The following is a 6,442-nucleotide window of genomic DNA, read 5'->3' on the forward strand; positions in this document are numbered from 1 at the left end:
TTTAAACGACCTGTGTCAATCACGCCATTTTCGGGGATATTCAGACTAAGCCGCACCGCATAGTTCGGCCCATTTCTGACGCAGAACCTGGGTAAAGCCGACAACCGGAGTCTCGGCTTCATCCTCCGCAGCTTCGTGCAAGGACAGGTCAACATCGACCAGTTCTTCGCGCAACTCGGTAGGCGTAACTTTGGGCAGAGGCGGCTCAGCCGCGCTCAAAATACCGGCGATGGCGGCATCCACCTCGGCTTCGTTCAGATCCTGCCCCTTGTCTGCCATTGTCTTCCACGGCGGCGGAGCATGAAGAGGTTTGTCATATTCCTCATACATAGCGATACCAAATCGTTAACACAGACACCCAATCTCGGATGTGTCACACCTGCCCCAGCTAGGGCGATAATCAAGCAAAAATGTGTCGGAAAAATGGCGCGCGCTCAAGCAAGCCCTAGAGAAAACATCATCTTGCAACCCATCGCACGACGGATTGCAGACAATGCCACCCTAGACGCGGCATTGATTACTGATACGATACGATCTGCAGGCGCCGCAGCGGCAGGCGACTCAGGACGGGTCGCGCCAGCGATTCACGATCGGATACCTGCGATCCAGCCAGAAAGCCCGGCTAGTCAGCCGCGTTCCGGGGGCTGACTGGAACCGCTTGTATTCGCTGATATAGATCAGATGCTCAACCCGGCGCGCTGTGGCTGCATCAAACCCGGCCTCGACGCAATCCGCGACCGAGCCTTCGCCGTCGACCAGAATTTCAAGGATCGCATCCAACTCGGGATAGTCCGGCAGGCTGTCGCTGTCTTTCTGATCCGCCCGCAATTCCGCGCTGGGGGGCTTGTCGATGACCGAGGGCCGAATGACCTCGCCCTCCGGCCCCATCATCCAGTCGCGGTGGTTTTCATTGCGCCAGCGGCAGGTCTGAAAAACGCGGGTTTTGTAAAGGTCCTTTATGGGGTTGTAGCCGCCATTCATGTCGCCATAGATCGTGGCATATCCCACCGCGACCTCGGATTTGTTCCCAGTGGTCAGCAACATCTCGCCAAACTTGTTCGAGATTGCCATCAACAGCAACCCGCGCAGACGCGACTGGACGTTTTCCTCGGTCAAGTCTGGGTCACGCCCGGCAAACAACGGGGCCAAAGTGTCCGTCACGGCGGCGCGACTGTCCGAGATAGGCACGTAGTCAAAATGCACGCCCAGCGCCTTGGCGACAGCCTCTGCATCGTCCAAGGAACCCTGACTGGTATATTCCGACGGCAACATTACACAGCGGACATTCTCAGACCCAATCGCATCCACCGCAATCGCCGCGACCAAGGCGGAATCAACCCCGCCCGACAGACCAAGCAGCGCCTTTTTAAACCCGGTCTTCCCCATATAGTCGCGCAAGGACTGCACCATCGCGCGATAGTCCTGCTCCCACTCATCGGGCTGAGGCGCGACCTCGGCCGGAACGATCCGCCACCCCTCATCGCCCCGCTCAAGATCGATATGTGTAACCGCCTCGTCAAACACAGGCATCCGAAAGGCCAGCGCGCCGCCAGGGTTCAGGCCAAACGTGCCGCCGTCAAAGACCTGATCGTCCTGACCGCCAACCATGTTGAGGTAAATCAGCGGCAGGCCGGTCTCGACCACGCGCGCCACCATATGATTGAGGCGCACGTCGTATTTGTTGCGGAAATAGGGCGAGCCATTGGGAATCAACAGAAACTCGGCCCCGGTCTCTTCCAGAGTTTCCGCGACATCCGGGTGCCAACCATCCTCGCAAATCGGGCTGCCTATCCGCGTATTGCCCACCGAATACGGCCCGCCCAACGGACCGGAATCATACAGGCGAACCTCGTCAAAGACCGTTTCGTTCGGCAAATGATGCTTCAGCACCTTGCTGCCGACCTTGCCGCCCTTGAGGATCAGGTAGGCGTTGTACAGGTTGTCATCCTCGACCCATGGCCCGCCGATCGCCAACGCAGGGCCGTCAGCGCATTGGGCGGCCAATGACTCGACCGCGGCCATGGCGGCGCGGTGAAAGCTGGGCTTCATCACCAGATCCTGCGTGTTGTAGCCAGTGATGAACATCTCGGGGAAGGCAATCATATCGGCACCTGCGTCGCGCGCCTGTTTCCATGCCGCGACGGCCTTGGCCGAGTTGCCCTCGATATCCCCTACAACAGGGTTGAGTTGCGCCAGAGTGATGCGGAAACGGTCGGCCATGGTGCCCTCTTGCCCTCGTCAGTTCTTATGCCATTTACCAGATCGCACCGCGAGGAAAAGGCAAATGCGGCAAAACCCGTTGCCCTGCCCCCGGCGGTATCTTAGTTTTGCGCTGTAGAACAACCACCGGCAGGCAGGAAAACCCTATGAACGTCATCCGCACCTCAATCGCCGCTACCGCGATGGCCCTGTTGGTCTTGCCCGCCAGTGCGCAGGACGGGCAGGTCATCATTGCGGATGATGAGGTTGGCGGCGTCTATGAAGGTACTTTCCTGAACGGGCTGCGGCACGGCACCGGTACTTATCGCCTGCCCGACGGCTTCGAATATGAGGGCGAGTGGTCCGAAGGCGAAATTCAAGGCCAGGGCATTGCCCGCTATGCGAACGGATCAATCTATGACGGTGCGTTTGCCAAGGGTCAGCCGGAAGGGCGCGGCCGGATCATCTATCCCGATGGCGGCAGCTACGAAGGCGAATGGTCTGATGGCACGATCAACGGGCAAGGCACTGCCACCTATGCCAATGGCGCGCGCTATGAAGGCGGGTTCAAACAGGCGCAGTACCACGGCAAAGGAACTCTGACCGACCCCAGCGGATATATCTATGAGGGCGACTGGGTTGAGGGCGCGAAACAGGGTAAGGCCAAGATCACCTCGACCCAGGGCAGCGTTTATGAGGGCGACATCGACAATGGTGTGCGCCATGGACAAGGTACGCTGACAGTGGCCGACGGCATGACCTATACCGGGGACTGGGTGCAGGATCGCATGACCGGCAAGGGGCGCATGGTACAGGCCAACGGTGACGTCTACGAAGGCGATCTTGTCGACGGGCGGCGTCAGGGCAAGGGCAAGGCCACCTACGCCAATGGTGCGACCTATGAGGGCGACTACACCGACGACCGCCGCCACGGCAAAGGCCGTTTCGTAGGCACGGACGGGTTTGAATATACCGGCGAATGGCAGGACGGGCAGATCGAAGGCTTTGGCGAGATGACCTATCCCGACGGTTCCACCTATGTGGGTGACTTCAGCGCCGACCTGCCCCATGGCAAAGGGCTGCACACCTACCCGGACGGCATCATCTACGAGGGCGACTGGATCGCCGGTATCTTCGAAGGCTCCGGCAAGGCAACCTATCCCAACGGTGTCGTGTATTCGGGTCAGTTCAAAAACGGCCTCAGCCATGGCACCGGCGTGCTGACCTTTGCCAACGGCTATAAGTACGAGGGCGATTGGGCCGAAGGTGCCCGCCACGGCAAAGGGCGCGCCAGCTTCCCGGATGGAACCGTGTACGAAGGCGAATTCGTCGATGGCGTCCGCGAAGGGCTCGGCACGATCACCACTCCGCGTGGGTTTACCTATACCGGCGATTGGGCAGGTGGCAAAATCAGCGGCACTGGTATCGCCACCTATGCCACAGGCGACGTCTATGAGGGTGGCTTTCTGGACAACAAACGCCACGGCGACGGAACCATGCGCTATGCAAACGGCCAAGAAGAATCAGGCGTGTGGGAAAACGGTGTCCTACCGGGCAAAACCGCCGCCGAGCCCGAGGCTGCACCGGCCGAAGACAACACATCCGACGCGCCTTCGGACGGTTAGTTTCACCAAGGCACCGGCTGCCCGGCCCAATCGAAAAAACCACCTGTATCGTCCGGGGTCAGCGCCTGGGTCACTGACAGCAAATTCTGTGCGGCCTCGTCTGGTTCAACCGTCGCGTGGCGGCCCGCGTATTTTCGAGTGAACTCAGTGCGCACCGTGCCGGGGTGCAGGGCGACGCACACCGCTTGCTTATGTGTCCGCGCCAGCTCGATCGCCGAGGTGTGAACGATCTGGTTCACGCCAGCTTTGGCCGCGCGGTAGCTGATCCACCCGCCCAGACGGTTGTCGCCAATCGACCCGACCCGCGCCGACAGCACCGCCAAGACGGCCCGCCGGTCTCGCGGCAACAACCGCGCGGCATGTGCCAAGACCAGCGCTGGCCCCACCGCGTTCAAAGCAAACTGATCCATCATCGCCTTGGCTGACACAGCGCGAATCGTCTTTTCCGGCTCAGCCCCGTTGATTTCAAGCGCACCCGAGGCGACGCAGATCAGGTCATAGGGTCCTTCAAGCGCTGCCAGAGCGGTACTGACGGTGTCTGGCTTAGTTAAGTCAAACCCATCCGAAGACCGGGACAAACCCGTTACGGCGATCGAGTGTTCCTCTAATCGTTTATACAGGGCCGATCCGATCCCGCCTGACGCGCCAATGATGAGTGCTTTTTTCATAGCCCATCACCTAGCAGCCCAAGCGCTTACTTCAACGCATCGCAAAAAACGTCCCTGCGCGTGAAAGACCTGCAAATTCCGTCTTTTCATTCGCGTTCCGCTCTGTATAACCTCAATCCCATGATCAACCGCGCAGATATCCTTGTTGCCGACACCGCCTTTCGCGGTGCGTCGCTGCGTGGCCTACTGATCCTAATCCGCCTCTGAGCGTGCCATCTGGCGCGCCCGCTCAGAGGAGGACGCCCGCGCGCCATAGGCTTTAGGACAGAAGAAGAAAGAGATTCCCATGACCAACGTGACCGACCAGGACCGCGTCTTGATCTTTGACACCACTTTGCGCGACGGCGAACAAAGCCCCGGCGCAACCATGACCCATAACGAAAAGCTCGAAATTGCCGAGCTGCTGGACGAAATGGGCGTCGACATCATCGAGGCCGGTTTCCCCATCGCCTCCGAGGGTGATTTCAAGGCCGTCAGCGAGATTGCCGAGCGGTCGAAAAACAGCCGTATCTGCGGTCTGGCCCGCGCCAATTTCGCCGACATTGACCGCTGCTGGGATGCCGTGAAACACGCGCGCCAAAACCGCATTCACACCTTCATCGGCACCTCTCCGCTGCACCGCGCCATTCCGAACCTGACGCAAGACGAGATGGCCGATAAGATCCACGAAACGGTCAGCCACGCGCGCAACCTGTGCGAAAACGTACAGTGGTCACCGATGGACGCCACGCGGACCGAGTGGGATTACCTGTGCCGCGTGATCGAGATTGCGATCAAGGCGGGCGCGACCACGATCAACATCCCCGACACGGTGGGTTATACCGCGCCGGTGGAAAGCGCCGACCTGATCAAGCGCCTGATCGAGACCGTACCGGGCGCGGATGAGGTGATCTTCGCCACCCACTGCCACAACGACCTCGGCATGGCGACCGCGAACTCGCTGGCCGCCGTCGCGGGCGGAGCGCGTCAGATCGAATGCACCATCAACGGCCTGGGCGAACGCGCCGGCAACACCGCGCTGGAAGAGGTCGTCATGGCCCTGCGCACCCGCAATGACATCATGCCTTGGCATACCGGCATCGACACCACCAAGATCATGCATATCTCGCGCCGTGTGGCGACGGTGTCGGGCTTCAACGTGCAGTTCAACAAGGCGATTGTCGGCAAGAACGCCTTTGCACATGAAAGCGGTATCCATCAGGACGGGATGCTGAAGAACCGCGAAAACTTCGAAATCATGCGCCCCGAGGATATCGGTTTGTCCGGCACGTCTTTGCCCTTGGGCAAACACTCGGGCCGCGCGGCCTTGCGTGACAAGCTGGAAACCCTGGGCTTTGATGTGGGCGACAACCAGCTGAAGGACATCTTTGTTCGGTTCAAGGATCTGGCCGACCGCAAGAAAGAAGTCTTTGACGACGATCTCATCGCGCTGATGACCATGGATGAGCATGACGACTATCTGCAACTGGTGTCGATGAAAGTGACTTGCGGCACAGGCGGTCAGGCGGAATCGACGGTCGAACTTGAGATGGACGGCAAGGACATCATCGCCACAGAACACGGCGATGGGCCGGTTGATGCGACCTTCAAGGCAATCCGTGCGATCTATCCCAACAAGGCGCATCTGCAATTGTACCAAGTGCACGCGGTGACCGAAGGCACAGACGCCCAGGCCACAGTCTCGGTGCGGCTGGAAGAGGATGGCATGATTGCAACCGGTCAATCGGCCAACACCGATACCGTCGTTGCCTCGGCTAAAGCCTATATCCACGCGCTGAACCGCCTGATCATGCGACGCGAAAAGGCCGGTCCGGGCGCGGATGCACGTGAGATCAGCTATAAGGACCTGACCTGATCGTCTGAGAGCGCAGAGGCTCCCGCACCCGCGGCGGCCCGGCTTCGCCGACCCTTCTTGGGTTTTGGGCCCGGCAGCGCGCCGCAGGCGCGCTG

At 60.0% G+C, this 6,442-nt stretch carries 5 protein-coding genes; 2 read left to right on the forward strand and 3 right to left on the reverse strand.

The annotated features are described in order from the left end of the window. Positions 1-45 precede the first annotated feature (45 nt). Positions 46-279: a hypothetical protein gene (locus ACR0DB_RS20970; protein ID WP_480552776.1), complete on the reverse strand. Its 234-nt coding sequence runs from the start codon at positions 277-279 to the stop codon at positions 46-48. Positions 280-561: 282 nt separating this feature from the next. Then, entirely contained in the window at positions 562-2,220 is a 1,659-nt protein-coding gene (locus tag ACR0DB_RS20975; RefSeq protein ID WP_480552777.1) for an NAD+ synthase, read from the reverse strand. 146 nt (positions 2,221-2,366) lie between these two features. Between ACR0DB_RS20975 and ACR0DB_RS20980 the strand changes: the two genes are divergently transcribed. After that, positions 2,367-3,824, forward strand: a complete 1,458-nt coding sequence (locus ACR0DB_RS20980; protein WP_480552778.1) for an MORN repeat-containing protein — start codon at positions 2,367-2,369, stop codon at positions 3,822-3,824. Between the two features lie 2 nt (positions 3,825-3,826). On the opposite strand, the gene ACR0DB_RS20985 is transcribed toward ACR0DB_RS20980, so the two are convergent. Further along, entirely contained in the window at positions 3,827-4,492 is a 666-nt protein-coding gene (locus ACR0DB_RS20985) for an SDR family NAD(P)-dependent oxidoreductase (RefSeq protein ID WP_480552780.1), read from the reverse strand. A 286-nt stretch (positions 4,493-4,778) separates the two neighbouring features. Here ACR0DB_RS20985 and ACR0DB_RS20990 point away from each other — a divergent pair, with 286 nt between their 5' ends. Continuing rightward, positions 4,779-6,347 carry a 2-isopropylmalate synthase gene (locus ACR0DB_RS20990; RefSeq protein WP_480552782.1) on the forward strand — a complete coding sequence of 523 codons (1,569 nt, stop codon included), beginning with the start codon at positions 4,779-4,781 and terminating at the stop codon, positions 6,345-6,347. Positions 6,348-6,442 lie beyond the last annotated feature (95 nt).

This window comes from Ruegeria sp. AB6 (assembly GCF_056542685.1).